This is a genomic window from Trinickia sp. HAY1-2D (assembly GCF_056754935.1).
On record NZ_JBPGWX010000002.1, the window covers coordinates 2,819,975 to 2,838,709 of the forward strand.

Annotated in this window: 16 protein-coding genes and 2 pseudogenes; 5 read left to right on the forward strand and 13 right to left on the reverse strand. The window is 65.5% G+C overall.

From position 1 onward, the window contains the following. Positions 1-43 precede the first annotated feature (43 nt). Entirely contained in the window at positions 44-973 is a 930-nt protein-coding gene (gene iolE / locus ACR9ZC_RS20250; protein ID WP_440560721.1) for a myo-inosose-2 dehydratase, read from the forward strand. Continuing rightward, on the forward strand, positions 973-1,773 hold the full coding sequence (gene iolB / locus ACR9ZC_RS20255) for a 5-deoxy-glucuronate isomerase (RefSeq protein WP_481581671.1): 801 nt from the start codon (positions 973-975) through the stop codon (positions 1,771-1,773). Before iolE ends, iolB begins: the two co-directional genes overlap by 1 nt. A 107-nt stretch (positions 1,774-1,880) precedes the next feature. Here iolB and ACR9ZC_RS20260 read toward each other — a convergent pair whose 3' ends face one another. From ACR9ZC_RS20260 to ACR9ZC_RS20295, 8 genes are all read right to left on the reverse strand, one after another. Beyond that, on the reverse strand, positions 1,881-2,306 hold the full coding sequence (locus ACR9ZC_RS20260) for a hypothetical protein (protein ID WP_481581672.1): 426 nt from the start codon (positions 2,304-2,306) through the stop codon (positions 1,881-1,883). A 30-nt stretch (positions 2,307-2,336) separates the two neighbouring features. After that, on the reverse strand, positions 2,337-2,525 hold the full coding sequence (locus ACR9ZC_RS20265; RefSeq protein WP_481581673.1) for a hypothetical protein: 189 nt from the start codon (positions 2,523-2,525) through the stop codon (positions 2,337-2,339). Between the two features lie 205 nt (positions 2,526-2,730). Next, positions 2,731-3,441: an ABC transporter ATP-binding protein gene (locus ACR9ZC_RS20270; RefSeq protein WP_481581674.1), complete on the reverse strand. Its 711-nt coding sequence runs from the start codon at positions 3,439-3,441 to the stop codon at positions 2,731-2,733. Further along, positions 3,438-4,190, reverse strand: a complete 753-nt coding sequence (locus tag ACR9ZC_RS20275; protein ID WP_481582722.1) for an ABC transporter ATP-binding protein — start codon at positions 4,188-4,190, stop codon at positions 3,438-3,440. The genes ACR9ZC_RS20270 and ACR9ZC_RS20275 overlap by 4 nt, the downstream gene beginning before the upstream one ends. Beyond that, positions 4,190-5,464, reverse strand: a complete 1,275-nt coding sequence (locus ACR9ZC_RS20280) for a branched-chain amino acid ABC transporter permease (RefSeq protein WP_481581675.1) — start codon at positions 5,462-5,464, stop codon at positions 4,190-4,192. The genes ACR9ZC_RS20275 and ACR9ZC_RS20280 overlap by 1 nt, the downstream gene beginning before the upstream one ends. A 4-nt stretch (positions 5,465-5,468) precedes the next feature. Then, positions 5,469-6,407 (reverse strand): branched-chain amino acid ABC transporter permease, encoded by a 939-nt coding sequence (locus tag ACR9ZC_RS20285; RefSeq protein WP_331566082.1) that lies wholly within the window; start codon positions 6,405-6,407, stop codon positions 5,469-5,471. A gap of 13 nt (positions 6,408-6,420) precedes the next feature. After that, entirely contained in the window at positions 6,421-6,960 is a 540-nt protein-coding gene (locus tag ACR9ZC_RS20290) for an NUDIX domain-containing protein (protein WP_173254774.1), read from the reverse strand. Between the two features lie 48 nt (positions 6,961-7,008). Then, on the reverse strand, positions 7,009-8,262 hold the full coding sequence (locus ACR9ZC_RS20295; protein ID WP_481582723.1) for a YbfB/YjiJ family MFS transporter: 1,254 nt from the start codon (positions 8,260-8,262) through the stop codon (positions 7,009-7,011). A gap of 105 nt (positions 8,263-8,367) precedes the next feature. Between ACR9ZC_RS20295 and ACR9ZC_RS20300 the strand changes: the two genes are divergently transcribed. Next, positions 8,368-9,282, forward strand: coding sequence for a LysR family transcriptional regulator (locus ACR9ZC_RS20300; RefSeq protein WP_481581676.1), 915 nt, complete (start codon positions 8,368-8,370; stop codon positions 9,280-9,282). Here the strand turns inward: ACR9ZC_RS20300 and alaS are convergent. Continuing rightward, positions 9,254-11,878 carry an alanine--tRNA ligase gene (gene alaS, locus ACR9ZC_RS20305; RefSeq protein WP_481581677.1) on the reverse strand — a complete coding sequence of 875 codons (2,625 nt, stop codon included), beginning with the start codon at positions 11,876-11,878 and terminating at the stop codon, positions 9,254-9,256. The genes ACR9ZC_RS20300 and alaS overlap by 29 nt on opposite strands. Before the next feature lie 257 nt (positions 11,879-12,135). Between alaS and ACR9ZC_RS20310 the strand changes: the two genes are divergently transcribed. Continuing rightward, a complete protein-coding gene (locus ACR9ZC_RS20310) occupies positions 12,136-13,356 on the forward strand; it encodes a CaiB/BaiF CoA transferase family protein (protein ID WP_481581678.1) in 1,221 nt (406 codons plus the stop codon). 51 nt (positions 13,357-13,407) lie between these two features. Here ACR9ZC_RS20310 and ACR9ZC_RS20315 read toward each other — a convergent pair whose 3' ends face one another. Then, entirely contained in the window at positions 13,408-13,956 is a 549-nt protein-coding gene (locus ACR9ZC_RS20315; protein ID WP_481581679.1) for an RBBP9/YdeN family alpha/beta hydrolase, read from the reverse strand. Positions 13,957-14,187: 231 nt separating this feature from the next. Here ACR9ZC_RS20315 and ACR9ZC_RS20320 point away from each other — a divergent pair. Next, a pseudogene (locus ACR9ZC_RS20320) lies at positions 14,188-15,902 on the forward strand (glutamine--tRNA ligase/YqeY domain fusion protein). Between the two features lie 56 nt (positions 15,903-15,958). Here ACR9ZC_RS20320 and ACR9ZC_RS20325 read toward each other — a convergent pair. From ACR9ZC_RS20325 to ACR9ZC_RS20335, 3 genes and pseudogenes are all read right to left on the reverse strand, one after another. After that, positions 15,959-16,408 (reverse strand): NUDIX hydrolase, encoded by a 450-nt coding sequence (locus ACR9ZC_RS20325; protein WP_481581680.1) that lies wholly within the window; start codon positions 16,406-16,408, stop codon positions 15,959-15,961. A 34-nt stretch (positions 16,409-16,442) separates the two neighbouring features. Next, complete coding sequence (gene aqpZ, locus ACR9ZC_RS20330; protein ID WP_481581681.1) at positions 16,443-17,165, reverse strand: aquaporin Z; 723 nt, start codon at positions 17,163-17,165, stop codon at positions 16,443-16,445. 155 nt (positions 17,166-17,320) lie between these two features. Continuing rightward, positions 17,321-18,629 (reverse strand): annotated as a pseudogene (locus tag ACR9ZC_RS20335) (cytochrome-c peroxidase). Positions 18,630-18,735: the final 106 nt, after the last annotated feature.

An 18,735-nucleotide genomic window follows, 5' to 3' on the forward strand; every position in this document is an offset into this window, starting at 1 on the left:
GCGGCAGCCAGGCGCAAAGACAGATTACACATCGAGGATCAGCATGAGTGCTTTCGAAGTCCGCATTGGCATCAATCCGCTGTCGTGGATGAACGACGACCTCCCCTCGCTGGGGGGCGAAACGCCGCTCGAAGTCGCCCTGACGGAAGGCCGGCAGATCGGCTACGAGGGGTTCGAACTCGGCAACAAATTTCCGCGCGAACCGCAGGCCCTGAAGGCACTGCTTGCGCAATACGACCTCTCGCTCGTCTCGGGGTGGTATTCGGGCCGGCTCGCGCAACGCAGCGCGGAAGAAGAAATTGCCGCCGTCGGACCGCACCTCGAACTGCTCGCGAAAAACGGCGCGACGGTGATGGTCTATGGCGAAGTCGCCGACACGATCCAAGGCTCGCCGCTACCGCTTTTTCAGCGGCCGCGGTTCTTCACCGAGGCGCAATGGAGCACATACGCCGAACGGCTCGAGCGCTTCGCGCGTTACACCCTTTCGCAAGGCGTGCGCGTCGCTTATCACCATCACATGGGGGCCTACGTCGAAACGCCGGCCGATGTCGATGAACTGATGAAGCGCACGACCGATGCCGTCGGCTTGCTGCTCGACACGGGCCATATCACGTTCGCGGGAGGCGACCCGCTCGCGCTGCTGGAACGGTACGCCGCGCGCGTTTGCCATGTGCACTGCAAGGATGTCCGCCCCGATGTCGTCAAGCTCGCCCGCAATCGCGACTGGAGCTTCCTCGAAGCGGTCATCAACGGCGCGTTCACGGTGCCGGGAGATGGCGCGGTTGATTTCGCGTCGGTGATCGGCAAGCTCAGGGAGATCGGCTATCGCGGCTGGCTCGTCGTCGAAGCCGAGCAGGATCCCGTCATCGCGCCCAGCTACGCGTACGCCGAGAAAGGGTACCGGACGCTGCGCGCGCTCGTCGATGCGCCATCGTTCGCACCGAACGCCCCCACTACCAGGGAGATCGCCTGATGAGCCTGCTCGTGAAAGCCCAACGCGAGGGCTCGACGATCGCACGCGTAACCCCCGAATCGGCCGGCTGGCGTTATGTCGGCTTTGCCGCCCACAGATTGAGCGAGGGCGAGGCACTCGACGTTCATGAAGCGGCGCGCGAAGTCTGCATCGTCGTGCTGAGCGGCACCGTAACGATCGAGGCCGACGGTCAGCGGTTCTCGAGCATCGGTACGCGCTCCAGTGTTTTCGAGGACACCTCCCCCTACGCGCTGTACCTCCCGCCCGGCAAACGCGCGACGGTGCGCGCCGAACGCAGCGCGGAAATCGGCGTCGCAAGCGCGCCGGGTACGGGCCGCTACCCCATGCGTTTGATCGAGCCGTCGCAGATGAAGCGTTCCGTTCGCGGCAAAGGACTCAATACGCGCTATGTTTGCGACATCCTGCCGCAAACCGAGCCCGCCGAATCACTGCTCGTCGTCGAAGTGCGCACGCCGGGCGGGCACGCATCGAGCTATCCGCCGCACAAGCATGATGCCGACAACATTCCGCTCGAAAGTTCGCTCGAAGAGACGTATTACCATCGGCTCGATCCGCCGCAAGGGTTCGCGTTCCAGCGCGTCTATACGGACAGCCGCGATATCGACGAATCGATGGCAGTCGAAAATCACGATGTCGTGATGGTGCCGCGCGGCTATCATCCTGTCGTCGTGCCGTACGGATACGACTCCTACTACCTCAACGTCATGGCCGGGCCGCAGCGCGTCTGGCACTTCAAGAACGATCCCGCGCACGAGTGGATCATGACGCGCGACGTTTGAGAAGGTCCGGCATTGTTTCAACGCCGAGTGCACACGCTGATGCATCGCCAGACGATCGCCGCGCCGCTACAGGTGACGGCGCGGCGATACGCGCGACGGGTGGAGGCTCAAAAGACCCGCGAGCGATTTTCCGCGGATGCCTGCGGCTCGACGTCGACGAATTCCATCCTCATCGAGAGCGGTCCCTCACTCGTGGTCGAATAACGGACCGCGGGCGCGTTGAGGACGCTCTCGTCCGTTATGCCGAGCCATCCCGTTTCCTGCTCTCGGCCAATAGTGGTCTGGTAGCCGCCGGCCGAGCCATAGTCGACGTCGAGCCCGTCGGCAACGATCAGTCCCACTGCGTGGGCGTCGATCTCGCCGCTGTCTTCGGCCGGCACGAAAAGCTCGGCCGAGCGCCCCGGCGGCAACCGGTAGGGCTTCGCCTTCGGGCGACCATCAAGTATCAGAACCTGGTCGTCCCAGTTCGGGTCGCCGGAAATGAAAATGTCGCGGCTCGATTGGTTGCTCACTCGTACGATGGCATCGCTCATGGTTCGACTCTCCTTTGGAAGCGCCGAACCTCAAAACGAGAACGGCGGTGCTTCGCTACGAAACAGCGCGCATTGATTGGCCGTCTGTGCGAATCCGTTCATCGGTGGCGGATAAGGTTCGCCTGCCACGAATCTGCTACCGCTTTGCGCGATCGATTCATAAACGAGCGTCGGCTCGGGGAACTCGGGACTACTGACCGTATTGATTGGATAAGCCATTGCGTGCTCTCCTCGGACTGGACTGACGCCACTGCACGCGGGCTCCGGGCTGAAGCCGCATCTGCAGAAGCGGGATGATCCTATCCGCGCCAGTATCGGACCGGGCTCGCCGCGCACCGACTATCGGACGCTCGGAAGCACGAGGCGCGTCATCGCAATCGAGACCGGTTATCTCGAAGTAAAAGCAGCGAAAGCGGCCGTCGACTCACTGTCCAACCGCGATCCATTCATCGACGATATGCGAGCCCAGCGCTTGCATCGGGCCGTCGAATACGAGGCGCCCATGCCCCATGACGGCAACGCGTCGGGCAATGTCTCGCGCGATGGTGAAGCGCTGCTCGATCAGCAGCACCGCGCCGCCCTCCTCGCCAAGTTCGCACAGGCAGCGCAGCACGTCGGCCACTGCCTGCGGCGCCAGACCTTCGGTAGGTTCGTCGACGATCATGAGGCGCGGCTCGCCAAGCCATGCCCGCGCGAGCGCCAGCATCTGCTGCTCGCCGCCCGAGAGCCTGCCCGCTTGCGTGCGGCGCCGGGCCGCGAGCATCGGAAACCGGTCATAGGCGCGCTCGAGCACGGCGCGTATCGCCTGTCGCCGTTTGCCGGGTTTGACGCCGAGCTGCAGATTCTCATCGACGGAGAGTTCGGCAAAGACATCGCGCCGTTCGGCCACATAACCGATCCCGCGGCGAGCGATCTCGCAGGTCGGTTGCGCGATCAGTTCGTCACCGTCGAAGCAAACCGATCCCTCACGCGCGACCAGCCCGACCAGCGCTTTCGCGAACGTCGATCGGCCCGCGCCGTTGCGTCCGACGAGCGCCACGATTTCACCGGCGTCGATGGACAGATCTACGTCGCGAAGCACCTGCATTTCGCCGTAAAAAGCGCGCAACCCGCGCACGGTGAGCAGCGTGCTCATGAGATTGGCCTGTCGCCGAGATAAGCGGCACGCACGCGCGCATCGGCACGAATCTCGTCCGGCGTCCCGCTCGCCACGATGCGCCCCTGCACGAGCACCGAGATGCGATCGGCCAGGCCGAACACGGCCTCCATATCGTGCTCGATCATGAGGAGGGTTTTGCCTGCGCTCGCCGTGCGCAACAGCGCAATGGCTCGGCGCGCTTCCTCGCGGTTCAAGCCGGCAGTCGGCTCGTCGACGAGCAGCGTCGTCGCGCCGCTCGCCAGCGCGATACCGAGATCGAGCGCGCGCGCGTCGCCATAGCTGAGCGCCGCCGCAGGCGCATCGGCATGGCCGCACAACGCGAGCGCGTCGAGCACTTCCCACGCACGCCGGTCGACCTCGCGCGAGCCGGCAAGATAGCGCCGCCAACCCAGCGAGCGGGCGCTGCCGCAGCGCACCGCGCAGCGCAGGTTTTCGAGCACGGTCATCCGCTCGAACACAGTCGTCGTCTGAAAGCTCCGCGCAAGGCCCCGTCGCGCGATCGCGTGCGCCGCGAGCCCGGTGATATCGGTACCGTCGAGCACGACGCGCCCTCTGTGCGGGCGGCGGATGCCGGCAATGACGTCGAATAGCGTCGACTTGCCCGCACCGTTCGGCCCGATCAGCGCGTGGCGCTCCCCGGCCTCGATCGAAAGATCGATACCGCGCAACACCTCGGTCGCGCCGAAGCGCTGCTCGATGCCTGTCAGCGCGAGCGCCGCGCGCATCATGACCGCGCGCCTCGATGCACCGCCGCGCCGTGCCCGCTCGTTCGCGCGCGCCGCGCATGAAGCGCCGCGATCGCACCGACGCACGCGAGCGCGGCCACGACCGCCCAGGTCATCGGCGAGGCCGCATCGAACCGGTACGCTCCGACGTGCCATTGCCCTCCCGCATCGGCTGCGAATTGACGCGCATAGAGCGTCTCGACAGCGAGCACGCAAGCTGCGAGCGCAGCCAGCCACGCCACGGCACTCGAGAGCGCCGCGCGCACCATGGCGAGCCGCTCGGACCGGCCGAGCGTGGGGAGCCGCCCGATCGCCGCGAAGCCATGGCCCACGATACCGACGATACCGTTGGGTGCGCGCATCACGATCGCCACGAAAATAAGCCCGAGATAGAGCGGCCATGCGCGCGTCACCGACGCCAGCCCGACGCTGAAGCCGGTCAGCACGGCCGCGCCGAGCACCGGTCCGAAAAACGACGCGCTGCCGCCCATCACCGTTGCGATCAGCACGTCGCCCGAGCGGGCCATACTCAGGCCTTCGGACGATGCGACTTCGATGTCGACGAGGGTCAGCGTTCCCGCCACGCCCGCAAAAAACGCGGAGACGACGACCATTGCATAGCGAACACGGCGTGGGTCGGTACCGAGTGCGGACACGCGCCGTTCGTTGTCCCGCACCGCGTTGGCCAGCCGGGCGAACGGTGTGCGCACCAGCGCCGCCATCGCTGCGCAGGCCAGCATGCACCATGCCGCTACCACCGCGTAAGCTTCGCGCGCCGGTCCGAACGTCCAGTGGCCCCAGGCCGGTCCGGCCGCACGATCGATGACAACGCCGGCGGCGTCGCCGAAACCGGTCGGCGCCGCCCAGACGACAGCGAGCGCCAGCTCGCCGATCCCGAGCGTGATCATGGCAAACGCGGTGCCGGCCCGGCGTGTCGCGATGAAGCCGAATGGCACGGCCAGTGCGGCACCGGCCATGCCGCCGACGAGCGGCAGGTAGGGCAAGGCAATTCCGTAACGGTTGAAGGCCTGCGCGGCCACGAATGCCGCGAGCCCTGAATAGGCCGCGTGACCAAACGAGAGCAAGCCCGTCTCACCGAGCAGCAGGTTGTAGGACAGCGCGAGGACGATCATCGCCGCGGTTTGCGCGAGATAGGCAAGGAGCCCTCGATACTCGGCCGTGAGCGCCAGCGGCGCGGCGAAAATCGCGACCAGCACGACCCACGGGGCAAGAGCGCGTAGGGCGCGCGATGCGCGACGCTGCAGGGCACTCATCGGCTCATGCGGCATCGCCGCGCGTTCCGGCGATCCCTCGCGGGCGGCATACGAGCATCGCCACGAGCAGCAGGTACGGCACGAGCGGCGCAAGCTGGGCGAGCGTCAGCGCCCCCCACCGTGAAGGCAAAGCGAGCCCGGCCGCGTCGGCGAGCGCGGCGAGCCGCCACGGGCTGGCAGCCGCGAAAGTCTGAAGACAACCGATCAGGACAGAGGCCGCGAGGGCGCCGCCGATCGAGCCGAGCCCCCCAACGATGACGACGACGAAGACGATCGATCCCATCGACTCGGCCATCCCCGGCTCGACGACGAAAAGCGGCGCACCGACGACGCCGGCCAGCGCCGCGAGGCCCGTGCCCAGTGCAAAAACGAGCGTGCCGATACGCGGCACATCGTGGCCCAGTGCTTCCACGGCCTGCCGCGCGCCAAGCGCGGCACGCAGGACGAGGCCGGTCCGCGAAAGATGCAGGACGGCGTAAAGGAGCGCGAGCATGACGAGCGCCGTCGCCATCACGAAGGCGCGATAGCGCGGGAAAGCGGCCGAGTCGAATACGAACAACGGCGCATCGAGTACCGCGGGCACCGGGGCCGCGAGCGTGCCGGGTCCCCAAATGAATTTGACGGCTTCCCCAAGAAGATAGGCGAGCCCGAACGTCAGCAGCAATTCGTGCAACGCGCCTTGCGCGCGCACGTGACGCAGCAATAGCCGCTCGACGAGCGCACCGGCCGCGCCCACGACGGCGGGTGCCGCAACGATCGCAACCCAGAAGCTCCAATGGGCACCGATTGCCGCGCCGACATACGCGCCGAGCATGTAAAAGCTTGCATGCGCGACGTTGAGGACGCCGAGAAAACTGAAGATCAGCGTCAAGCCCGACGAAAGCATGAAAAGCAGTAGCCCGTAGCTGATGCCGTTCATGGCATCGACGATGAATGTGCTCATGATGCCGCGGACGTCACTGCCCCGGCCTGTCCACGAACTCGAACGGCAGGCCCCGCCGGCGCATCCATTCGGCCAGGGCCTGACCGGTCCCCGCACGCCATGGACGCAGCTTCGCGGGCTCGACGAGCCGATATTCGAGCAGCTCCGGCGACAGCGAAATCGTTCCGTGGGCCTGCACGTGATACGCGATGATGAGCTCGTTCTTTCGAATGAATTCATAGACGCCGATCAGTTCGGTCGTCTCGGCATGCAGCGACGTTTCTTCGCGCACTTCCCGCGCAATTCCGGCTTCAGGCGTCTCGCCGTTTTCGAGAAAACCAGTGATCAAGGCGAACACGCCCTCCGCCCACGCGGCATTGCGGGCGAGCAGAATTTTGCCTTCGTACTCGACGATTGCCGCGACGACAGGCACCGGGTTGTGCCAGTGAACGAACCCGCAGTCCCCATCGGGACAGACGCGACGCGTGCGGCCACCCTCCTCGGCAGCATCGTCGCGCTCCACGAGCGGCTTCGTGCAATGTGGGCAGTATCGATAATCGCTGGAAACGTTCATGAGTGGCGCGGAATGTGGCTGGCCGGCCAGGGCCGGAACGCGCACATTCTAACGGCTTTGCTTTTGGCGCGCGGCGCCCCTGCTCCACATCGCCAATACCGCGAGCCCCACGGCGCCGGCAACGAGCAGGCCGGCAGCCAGCCAAAGCGCCGGCGAGAACGAGCCGACGCGCGCCGCAATCGGCGCGGCCACGAGCGGCCCGACGATCTGCCCGAGGCCGTAGGCCGCCGTCGCATAACCCATCAGTCCCGCGGCGCGCTCCCCCTTCAGCCGGCGCGCCTCGCGCATCGCAAAAAGCGTGATGGCGGTGAACGGGAATCCGATCAGGATGCTGCCGAGCGCAAAGCCCGCGACATTCGGAAACACTATGCCGAGCGCGATACCGGCCGCTTGCAGCAGATAACAGGCGGCGAGCAGACTCCGGTTGTCCCACGCGGGCGGCACCCGCGCGGCGAGCAGCGCGCCCGGAATCAATGCGGCGCCGAACATCGGCCAGAACAGGTCGGGCCACGCCGAGCCGGGCAACGCGTGACGGGCGATAACGGGCAAAAACGTCGCGGTGATGATGTAGCCGAAGCCCGGCAACCCATAGAGCAGCACGAGCCACGCGCCTTGCGCACGGGCGCGCGGCTCGGATGGAACATGCGCATCGGCCGACCCGCTCGCAGCCGGTGCCGCGCCTGCCTTCGCCGAGGAGGCGTGGGCCGCGCCGTCGTCGGCAAACGTGCGCCAGATCGGAACCGCGAACACGGCGCAGAGCACCCCGAAACCGATCCACCCGGCCGCCGCCCCATAGCGGGCAAGGAGGCCCGCAAAAAGCCCCGTGACGACAATGCCGATGCCCGGCCCCGTATAGATCAGCCCGCCCCACGCGTGCGCACCGCGCCGCGCCAGGCGCGCCAGCCCCCACTGCGAGGCGAACACGAACGTCCAGGCGCTCACCGCCCCGGCCGCGAAACGAATCGCTGCCCAGACCCAGAACGCTTCGACGAGTCCCATGGCGCACGTGAGAACGACGGTCGCCGCGAGCCCCGCGCGGACCACCCGCCCCGGCTCGACGCGCAGCGCCGCGCAAGTGAGCGCACCGACGAAATAGCCGGCGTAATTCGCCGATGCCAACCAGCCGCCTCCGCGCAGATCGAGCGCGCCGCCGTGCAGCATCAGCGGTAAAAGAGGCGTGAAAGCGAAACGTCCCACCCCCAACGCGACAGCCAGGACGACCATACAGGCGAGCGCCACCCGCGCGGGGCTGGGCTGAGCGGCAACCGACGGAGTGTAGGTTCGTGGCACGGAATGGCTCATGGCGATAGGGGTGGCGCGCGGCGGTTCGGACAGGAAAATCATAGCTTGACCGTTCGTTCTCGAAAAATGAATAATTACGAACGCAATCATCTTCGAGAGAGAACCATGGATCTCGCTGCGCTGACCGTCTTTCGCGCGGTCGTCCGGGAAAACGGCGTCACGCGCGCCGCGATGAAGCTCAACCGCGTGCAGTCGAACGTCACGACGCGGGTCAAGCAATTGGAGGCGGAGCTCGGCACACCGCTGTTCGTGCGCGATGGGCGCAGGCTCGTCCTGACGCCGGCCGGCGAAACGCTGCTGCCGTACGCCGAACGGTTGCTCGCGCTGGCCGACGAAGCGCGTCAGGCGCTCGTCGACGATAAGCCTCGGGGGCGATTGTCGCTGGGTACGATGGAAAGCACCGCGGCAACGCGGCTGCCGAGCTTGCTCGCGAGCTATCACCAGCGGTGGCCCGACGTAGCGCTCGAACTGACGACGGCCACGACGGGCTGTCTGCACGAACGGCTCGTGAAATTCGAAATCGATGCGGCATTGATGGCGCGGCCACCCGAGCCGGGCATGCTCGACGAATCGCTCGACAGCGTCCCCGTCTTTCAGGAGTCGCTCGTCATGCTGACGGCGCGCGGCCATCGGCCGATTCGGCAAGCGTCCGATATCGCGCTGTCGACACTCGTCGCGTTCGAGCGCGGCTGCTCGTATCGCGAATATATCGAGCGATGGTACGCCGGGCATGGCATTCGCCCGGCCCGCGTGCTCGAGCTCGGCTCATATCATGCGATCGTGGCCTGCGTGGCCGCGGGCGCGGGTGTGGCCGTCGCCCCACGCTCGGTTCTCGAACTGCTGCCGCGCGGTGCGGACGACGTGGCGGTCCATGCGCTCGACGAACTGGACGCGATCGACACGCTGCTCGTCTGGCGCCGAGGGCAGTGCTCGGCGGCGCTCAAGGCGCTGCGCGAGCTGCTGCTCGCCGCGCGATCGAGCGCCGCGGCGATCAAAGCTGAGCGCGCACCCACCCGGTAACGGCGGCCAGCGCGGCGGGCAGCCCAGCGGGCTCGGTACCGCCGGCCTGCGCCATGTCGGGGCGGCCGCCGCCCTTGCCGCCGACTTGCTGGGCAACGAAGTTGACGAGCTCGCCGGCCTTCACCTTCTTGCTCGCCTCCGGCGTCACACCTGCGATGAGGCTGACCTTGCCGCCGTCGACGGCTGCAAGCACGACGGCTGCGTGCTTGAGCTTGTCCTTGAGCTTGTCCACGGTCTCGCGAAGCGTTTTGACGTCGGCGCCGTCGAGCGTGGCGGCGAGAACCTGCACGCCGGCGACATCGACGGCCTTCGCCACCAGTTCGTCGCCCTGGCTCGACGCGAGCTTGGACTTCAGCGCCGCGAGTTCCTTCTCGAGCGATTTGACCTGCTCCTGCACTTGCCCGATGCGCTGCGTGAGCTCCGAAGGCTGCGCCTTGAGCGCCGCGGCCGCGGCAGCCAACTGCGCCTCGAGCGTCTGCGTGTAGCGCACGGCGTTGTCGCCCGTCAGCGCCTCGACGCGGCGAACACCCGCCGCGACGCCGGTCTCCGCGACGATCTTGAAGAAACCGATATCGCCTGTGCGATGCACGTGCGTACCGCCGCAAAGCTCGCGCGAAAAACCGAGATCGAGCACCCGCACCTCGTCACCGTATTTTTCGCCGAAGAGCGCCATGGCGCCGCCCTTCACCGCTTCGTCGAACGGCATGACGCGTACGACGCCGGGCGCGTTGGCGAGAATTTCCGCATTGACGATGTCTTCGACGCGGCGGATTTGGTCGTCCGTCAACGGCGCGTTATGAACGAAGTCGAAACGCGTTTTGTCGGGATCGACGAGGGAGCCTTTTTGCTGCACGTGCGCGCCGAGCACTTCACGCAACGCCTTGTGCATCAGGTGCGTCGCCGAATGGTTGCGCGCGGTGCGTGCGCGGCGGATCGCGTCGATCTCGGCCTTGACGACGTCGCCCACCTTCAGGGTGCCCTGCTCGAGCGTGCCATGATGGCCGATCACGTCGGCCTGGACCTTGAGCGTATCGAGCACCGCGAAGCGCACGCTGGCGTTGGCAATGACGCCCGTATCGCCCACTTGACCGCCCGATTCCGCATAAAACGGCGTGTGATCGAGCACGACGACGGCCTGCTGCCCAGGGGCGACCTGCGTGACGGCCGAGCCGTCGACATAGAGCGCGACGACTTTGGCGTCGTCGAAGATCTGTTCCTCGTAGCCGTGGAACGTCGTCTTGGCGCCCGAGTATTCGAGACCTTGCGCCATCTTGAACTTGCCGGCCGCGCGAGCCTGCTCCCGCTGGCGCGACATCGCTTCGTCGAACGCGGGTTCGTCCACCGTCACGTCGCGCTCGCGGCAGACATCGGCCGTCAGATCGAGCGGAAAGCCATAGGTATCGTGGAGCTTGAAAGCGACTTCGCCATCGAGCGTCTTCCCGCCCCTGGACGCGAGATCGGCCAGCGCCGACTCGAGGATCGACATGCCGTGCTCGATCGTCTCGAAAAAGCGCTCTTCTTCCTGGCGCAGGACGTCCGTCACGCGTGCTTGCGCATCGGCGAGCTCGGGATACGCGGCTCCCATCTCTTTGACGAGATCGGCTACGAGCTTGTGGAAGAACGGCCGCTTGCAGCCGAGCTTGTAGCCATGGCGGATGGCGCGGCGCACGATCCGGCGCAGCACGTAGCCGCGGCCCTCGTTGCCCGGAATCACGCCGTCGACGATCAGGAACGAACACGCGCGGATATGGTCGGCGACGACCTTCAGCGAATTGTTGCCGAGCTCGCTCACGCCGGTTTCGCGCGCGGCGGCCTTGATCAGTGCCTCGAAGAGGTCGATTTCATAGTTGCTGTGGACGTGCTGCAGCACCGCCGCAATGCGTTCGAGGCCCATGCCCGTGTCGACACAGGGCTTGGGCAGCGGCGTCATGTTGCCTTGAGCGTCGCGGTTGAACTGCATGAACACGAGGTTCCATATCTCGATGTAGCGGTCGCCGTCTTCCTCGGGCGATCCGGGCGGGCCGCCCCAGACTTCGGGACCATGATCGTAGAAGATCTCCGAGCAGGGGCCGCACGGGCCCGTGTCCGCCATCTGCCAGAAGTTGTCCGAGGCGTAGCGGGCGCCCTTGTTGTCGCCGATGCGGATGATGCGCTCGCGCGGCACGCCGAGCTCATCGGCCCAGATGCCGTAGGCCTCGTCGTCCTCCTGATAGACCGTGACCCAGAGTTTGTCCTTCGGCAGCCGGTAGACTTCGGTCAGGAGTTCCCAGGCGTAACGGATTGCGTCGCGCTTGAAATAGTCGCCAAACGAGAAATTGCCGAGCATCTCGAAGAACGTGTGGTGCCGCGCCGTGTAGCCGACGTTTTCGAGGTCGTTGTGCTTGCCGCCCGCGCGCACGCTGCGCTGTGCCGTCGTGGCGCGCGTGTAGGGACGCGACTCGGCGCCGAGAAACACGTCTTTGAATTGCACCATGCCCGAATTGGTGAAGAGCAGCGTCGGGTCGTTGCCCGGCACGAGGCTCGACGAGCGGACGATCGTGTGGCCCTTCGATTCGAAGAACTTGAGGAATTTCTCGCGGATTTCGGCGGCTTTCATAAGGGACTGGGGACGTTCTCGATTGGAAACCCGGCGCCCACGCTTGCCGCGGGCGGGCGATTTCGCCTAAACGACCAATTATACGGAAATGTCGCCGGATTGCCCTTGCCAAGGGATGGCGGCGCAGTGCGGCTCGAGTCCGCGACGCCACGAAGCGCGGAACAAAGGCAGTCTGGGCCCGACGCCAAAAACCGCTTAACATGCCAACGACGCCGGCGGCTCATGCCGGCTGCCGATCCAAGGAGACATCGACCGACATGGGAGCGCTCAGTCATATCCGCGTGCTCGACCTCACCCGCGTGCTCGCCGGCCCTTGGTGCGCGCAGACGCTTGCCGATCTCGGCGCCGATGTCATCAAAATCGAACGTCCCGGCACAGGTGACGACACGCGCCACTGGGGCCCGCCCTATCTGAAAACACCCGACGGCACCGATACGCGCGAGGCAGCCTATTACCTGTGCGCAAATCGCAACAAGCGCTCGGTTACGGTCGACATAGCGACGCCCGATGGGCAGAGAATCGTTCGGGACCTCGCGGCGCAAAGCGACGTCGTACTCGAAAACTACAAGGTGGGGCAGCTCGCCAAGTACGGACTCGACTACGCCGCGCTCGCGCAGGTCAAACCGGACCTCATCTATTGCTCGGTGACGGGCTTCGGCCAGACCGGCCCACTCGCCGAACGCGCCGGCTACGACTTCATCGTCCAAGGCATGGGCGGCTTCATGAGCGTGACGGGCGAGCGCGACAGCCTGCCCGGCGGCGGGCCGCAAAAAGCCGGCGTGGCCATCGCCGACCTGATGACAGGGATGTATACGACGGTCGCCGTGCTCGCCGCGCTGGCGCATCGCGAGCGAACAGGCATCGGCCAATACATCGACATGGCGCTGCTCGATGTGCAAGTCGCGATGCTCGCGAATATGGGCTCGAACTATCTGACGAGCGGCCTGCCTCCGCAGCGCTGGGGCAATGCACATCAGAACATCGTGCCTTATCAGGCATTCCAAACGAGCGACGGATGGATCATCCTCGCGGTGGGCAACGATGCGCAATTCCGCAAGTTCGTGCAAGTGGGCGGCCGCCCGGAACTCGCCGACGACGCGCGTTTCGCAACGAACCCCGAGCGCGTGCGGCACCGCGAGACGCTCGTGCCGATCGTCGCCGACATCGTGAAGGCCCGCGGCAAGCGCGAGTGGATCGAATTGCTCGAAGCCGCCGGCGTGCCATGCGGGCCGATCAACGATCTCGCCGAGGTGTTCGACAACGAGCAAGTCCAAGCGCGCGGCATGCGGGTGAACGTGCCGCACCCGAGCGGCGCACAGGCCGCGCTCGTGCGCAATCCGATCGTGATGAGCGAGACACCGCCCCAAGTGCGAACCGCCCCGCCGATGCTGGGCGAACACACCGAGGAAGTACTGCGCGGCATCCTGGGCTACGACGACGCGGCGATCGCCGATTTGCGCGCACGCGCGGTCATCTGAGCGGCGCGCGGCGCGAGGCGACAGCGCCCGGCTTCACATGCCCCGGGGCGATCAGCTTTCGAGCGATGCGAGCCATGCCAGGCCTTCGGGCCAGTCGCCCAGCCCGCTTTCCGCGTTGATATGGCCGCGCGGACCGATGTCGATGAAGCGGCTACCCCATGCCTTCGCGCAGCGCTCGGCGAAGGGGACGCCGCCATACGGATCGTCGCTGCTCGCCACGACGATCGCCGGAAACGGCAACGGCTCCATCGGCACATGCCCGTAGCCGCTCGCATCGGCCGGAAATTCAGCCCCGTGCGGATCGGGCACGGCCACCAGCAACGCTCCCGCCACCTTCGCCGCACTGCCGCCGTAGTGACGCGCCGCCCAAACCACGGCGGTCGAACAACCGAGGCTGTGCGCCGCGAGCAGGACGGGCTGCGGGCCAGCTGCTGAAACGGCGCGATCCAACGCGCCGCACCAATCGTCGCAGACCGGATGGTCCCAATCGGGCATGGCCACGCGCACGAACGTCCGATCGAGCGCCTCCCAGCGCGTTTGCCAGTGTCCGGGGCCCGAATTGGCATAACCGGGCAGAACCAAGGTTTGCTTCGCATTCATGATCGGATGAACCCCTGCTTGAGCGCGTGTCGAGTCGAAGGCGCGTTTCGGCCGCCGCCGCGTAGTATAAGCGGGGAGCGATGACGAACGAGGAGCCGGATCGCTTCGCCATTTCGCGCGTCGAACGCTGAGCCACGCGACCGGCCGCCGGCCCGCCGGGAACCGCTCAGGTAGAATGATCGGAACCCGCGCGGGCACGGCCCGCCTATTTTGCCGATTCTCATTTTCCGCATGAACAACGAACGCAACGATGCGACGGCCGCTGTGCCGTCCAACTTCATTCGCAACATCATCGACGAAGACAATCGCACCGCGAAATGGGGCGGGCGCGTCGAAACGCGCTTTCCCCCGAACCGAACGGTTATCTGCATATCGGCCACGCGAAGAGCATCTGCCTGAACTTCGGTATCGCCCGCGATTACGGCGGCGTTTGTCATCTGCGCCTTGACGACACCAATCCCGAAAAAGAGAGCGTCGAATACGTCGACTCCATCGTCGATGCCGTGCACTGGCTCGGCTTCGATTGGGAAAAAGACGGCCAAACGCATCGCTACTACGCGAGCGACTACTACGGCAAGCTCTATGAGTTCGCCGAACTGTTGATCACGCGCGGCAAGGCTTATGTCGATAGCCAGTCGGCCGAGGAGATGCGCCACGGGCGCGGCACGCTGACGGAGCCGGGCACGCCCTCCCCTTATCGCGAGCGCTCGCCGCAAGAGAGCCTCGATCTTTTCCGCCGCATGAAAGCGGGCGAGTTCCAGGAAGGCGAACACGTCCTGCGCGCGAAGATCGACATGAGCTCGCCGAACCTGAACATGCGCGACCCGGTGCTCTATCGCATCCGCTTCGCGCATCATTACCGCACGGCCGATCAGTGGTGCATCTATCCGATGTACGACTACACGCACTGCATCTCGGACGCGCTCGAAAACATCACGCATTCGCTTTGCACGCTCGAATTCGAGGATCATCGTCCGCTTTACGACTGGATACTCGACGAGCTGGCCGACGCGGGCGTATTCACGCGCCCTTTACCGCAGCAAATCGAATTTTCGCGGCTCAACCTGACGTACGCCATTACGAGCAAACGCAAGCTGTTGCAACTCGTGACCGAAGGACATGTCGACGGCTGGGACGATCCGCGCATGCCGACGATCGTCGGTGTGCGCCGCCGCGGCTTCACGCCCGAGAGCATTCGGCTTTTTTGCGACCGCATCGGCGTGACGAAGGTCGATTCATGGATCGACATGAGCGTGTTCGAAGGCGCGCTGCGCGACGATCTCGACGATAAAGCGCCGCGCACCGCGGCCGTGCTCGATCCGCTCAAGCTCGTGATCGACAACTTCCCCGCCGATCTGTCGGAGCCGTGCACCGCGCCGGTCCACCCGCACCACCCGGAGCGCGGCGAGCGCACGTTCCCGATCTCGCGCGAGCTTTGGATCGAGCGCGAGGACTTCGTGGAGAACCCACCGAAGGGATATTTCCGTCTCTTTCCGGGCAACAAGGTACGTCTGCGCTACGGCTACGTGATCGAGTGCACGGGTGCGGAAAAAGACGATCAAGGCAATATCGTCGCCGTGCACTGCAATTACTTCCCGGACAGCAAGTCCGGCACGCAAGGCGCCAACCAGTACAAGGTCAAGGGCAATATCCACTGGGTCAGCGCAAAGCATGCGGTTGCGACGGAGGTTCGGCTTTACGATCGCCTGTTCAAGGAAGCGCAGCCTGATGCGGGCGGCCGCAATTTCCTCGAGGCGCTGAACCCCGATTCGAAACGCGTCGTGAACGCCTACCTCGAACCCGGCGCCGAGACGATGCAACCCGAAGATCGTTGCCAGTTCGAACGTCATGGCTATTTCGTCGCCGATCGCCATGACTCGAAACCGGGCAAGCCCGTCTTCAACCGGATCGTCGGACTGCGCGACAGCTGGGGCAAGCCAGCCTGACGAGATGAGCCCCGGTGGCGCAGGGGCTGTCAGCCGTATCGGCTGCCCGACGCGAATTACAACGTCCTATGCAATTCGGTCAGTGAAAGCGCCGTTTCGAAGAGCCGCGTCAGGCTGCGGCTCGCGAAGCGCCCCACATCCATCGGCGCCACCCAACGGAACGCATCCATCTCCGGAATCATCGAGCCGTCCTTGCGGCTAGGAAAAAGCGACGTGCAATTGCAGCGCGCGAGATCGATTTCTCCTTCTTCAGCGCGCGCCGCAAAAAGATGCAGATCCTTGTCCCGCCGATAAACAAAGCGCCCGAGGTCCTTCAGACGCTCGGGCGCAAACTCGATGCTGGTCTCCTCGCGCAATTCGCGCAGCGCCGTATCGATCGGCGCCTCCCCCGTTTCGCCTTGTCCTTTTGGAATGTCCCAATGCGTCGTATCCGTCGCATGGGCAAGCAATACATATCCGCGCCGGTCGAGCACAACGACACCGCACGATACGCTGCGTTCGCTCATCGGCTAGTGGCCTGCCAACCCCAGCCGGCCCGGCTCACGTCGTCGCAGCCCGACCGACGGCGGCCTTGGGTGCAGGCTCGAGCACGAGCCGATAGATCGCGCCGCCCACCGCGCCACCCACGAGCGGCACGACCCAGAAAAACCAAAGCTGACCGAGTGCCCAACCACCCTCGAACAGGGCCACGCCGGTGCTGCGGGCCGAATTGACCGATGTGTTGGTCACGGGAATGCTGATCAGGTGGATCAACGTCAACGCAAGGCCGATCGCGATCGGCGCAAAACCGGCCGGGGCCCGCTTGTCCGTTGCGCCGAGGATGATCAGCACAAAAAACGCCGTCAGCACGAACTCGGTCATCGCCGCCGCCGTCGCGGAATAGCCACCGGGCGAATGTGCTCCGTAGCCGTTGGACGCGAATCCGCCCGCCATGTCGAACCCCGGCTTGCCGGTCGCAATGCAATAAAGCACGCCGCCCGCAGCAATCGCGCCGAGCACCTGCGCGACGATATAAGGTCCCACCTCGTATGCGGGAAAGCGCCCGCCGGCGCACAGTCCCACCGTCACAGCCGGATTGAAATGGGCACCCGAGATGTGGCCTACAGCGTAAGCCATCGTCAGCACGGTGAGTCCGAACGCCAATGCCACGCCGGCAAAACCGATCCCCAACTGCGGGTACGCGGCAGCGAGAACGGCGCTGCCGCAGCCGCCCAACACCAGCCAGAAGGTACCGAGGAATTCCGCCGCAAGCCGCTTCGTCATGTGTCGCTCTCGATAGGTCATGAGGTATGACGATCCTAGGCCAGGCATTGCAACAACTCAAGCCGTACGAGGCCGCCGGCAGCCGATTTGACGAAATTTCATAATTTGTGGGATTTGGCCACGTGTAACCGCGTTACGCGACTCGATGTACGCGCTCATTCGGCCGGCGTCGCTTCGTAGCCGTCGGTCAACGTCCGCAAGAACGCGATGACATCGCGAATCTCGCGCTCGTCGAGCGCCGCCTTGCCGCCGCGCTGTCGATCGAAAGGGGGCTCGGTATTGATGTTGGCCCAGTACCGCTTCGGCAGATCGTCGAATTTGCCGACGCGACCGCTGACGACCGGATAGAACCGCTCGGGGTGCGTGTCGCGCTCGGCATAAAAGCGCAAGACCTCCTCGAGCGACCGATAGATGCCGTTATGAAAAAAGGTTTGCCGCGTGGCGACGTTGCGTAGCGTCGGCGTCCGGAACAGCCCACAGAATTCGTCGCGCCCGGACAAGTCCGTGCGCCAAGGCCCGCATGCGCCCAGATCGAAGAACCGAGGGTCGCGATTCGCCGCGAGTGCGCGGTTGCGCGGCACGCCGAGTGCGATCAGGCCAAAGTCGGTAAAAAGGGGCGGCGAGCCGTCTTTGGCTCGCTGGCTCGGATGGCAGCTCGCGCAGTTGCCTTTGCGTTCGTCGTTGAATAGTTGCAGGCCGCGCAACTCCGCCTCGCTCAACGCGGCACGGCCGGCAAGATAAGCGTCGTACTTGCTCGTGTAGGGGGAGAACACCGACGGCTTTTCCTCGAATACGGCGAGCGCGTCCAACACCGCATCGAACGTAGCGTGATCGTCGTCGAGCACGCGCGCGCCGAATGCCGCGCGAAACGTCTCGGCGTAAGGTGCCGCACGCACGGCCGCGGCGACCCGTGCCGGCGTGCTGCCCATTTCGAATGGCGACAGCAGCGGAACGGCCGCCTGCGCGCGATGCGTGTCCACACGGCCATCCCATGTCAAGCCGCCCGTCGGGCCCGCGTCGACGCTCTCGTCGCCTTCGTCGTCGGAGTCGTGATAGTGCTCGCTGAAAGCGGGCACCCATTGCGAGTACATCAATGTCGGCACCGCGCGATAGCCGGGTTGGCGCAGATCCGTCCCCCCAGTTGAACAGATAAGGCATTGGGCGGCCCGAACGCTTGCGCGGGGCTATGGCACGACGCACAGGCGAGCTTGCCCGAGCCCGATAGCGACGGGTCGAAAAAAGCTTCTCGCCCAGTGCAGTCTTCGTGCGAATCGACGCATACACGTTCGCACGCGTCGCACCGCTTCCGATGCCGAGCTCGGCCGCTTCGCCCGGCCGCGGCCCCCGCTCGGGGCGCGTACAGGCAGCAAGGGGCGCGATCGCGCAAACCGCGCTTGCAATGGCCAAGGCGCTTCGCAGGCGCCGCCCGATGGCGGACACGCGTTCGCCGGCCACACGCGTCACCGCGCTCGCGCACGCGCGTGCGTTGAACTCCACGTCCAACCTCCCGTTTCGACGTCAGGAAAAAGACACGTTATCGCGATAAACTGCGGCGACCCGCGCGGGCTGC